Consider the following 401-nt stretch of genomic DNA (forward strand, 5'->3'; position numbering starts at 1 on the left):
ACTCGACATGTTATGTATAACTGTTCAGCAAGTCGTCCAACACTTGCATCTAAAACAAAAACAAGTTCGGCTGAACCAAATACAAATGAACTGAAGTTTGTTTCTAGCCCAATTGTTTTAGTACCCGGTGGAAGACCAATGGTAAAAACGAAAACGACTGCTAAAACAACACAAGCAATTTATAACGACTGGTACAAAAAAGTATATGTAAAAACACCAGTAGCACCAAAAGGAGCGTAATTATAAATGGAAAAGACAATTACTATAGATGGAAAACAAGTTCGATTAAAAAGTACAGCAGCAACCGTTAAACGATATAAAGCACAATTTAGACGTGATTTATTTGCTGATATGTTTAAGTTAGGGATTTTGTCTCCTTCAAATCCTCAAGAGGGTTCACT

At 35.2% G+C, this 401-nt stretch carries 2 pseudogenes; both read left to right on the forward strand.

From position 1 onward, the window contains the following. Positions 1-240, forward strand: a pseudogene (locus ACQRBL_RS32615) (major tail protein); the annotation flags it as partial. A 6-nt stretch (positions 241-246) separates the two neighbouring features. Then, positions 247-401: pseudogene (locus tag ACQRBL_RS32620) on the forward strand (ubiquitin-like domain-containing protein); the annotation flags it as partial.

This window comes from Bacillus sp. AF62, from assembly GCF_050312695.1.
Taxonomy (GTDB): domain Bacteria; phylum Bacillota; class Bacilli; order Bacillales; family Bacillaceae_G; genus Bacillus_A; species Bacillus_A cereus.